General features: G+C 58.8%; 1 protein-coding gene. It reads right to left on the reverse strand.

The window, feature by feature from the left end; all coding sequences use genetic code 11:
- Positions 1-255: hypothetical protein (locus H8L32_RS27445; RefSeq protein WP_222619531.1), on the reverse strand; the 255-nt coding region annotated here is incomplete at both ends.

Genomic DNA, 255 nt, shown 5'->3' on the forward strand with positions numbered 1-255 from the left:
CAACAACGCCGGCGTTGTTGGAGGTACCAACCAGACGGATTGTTTCGAAACCGGATACGTTGGTCCATTCGGACGCGCCCAGGGCGATGGTGTCACCCAGGTTGGCACCTGTCAGGTCACCGTCGATCACCAGTGTGTCGCCTGTACCTGCGCCACCGGCTACGGTGTCGGAGATGGTCAGACCAGCACGTGTGTCCTGGATGTTGTCGAAGATGACGGTGTCGTTACCGGCACCCATGGTGATTTTTTGTGCGC

Source organism: Undibacterium hunanense (assembly GCF_014284335.1).
Lineage (GTDB): Bacteria > Pseudomonadota > Gammaproteobacteria > Burkholderiales > Burkholderiaceae_D > Undibacterium > Undibacterium hunanense.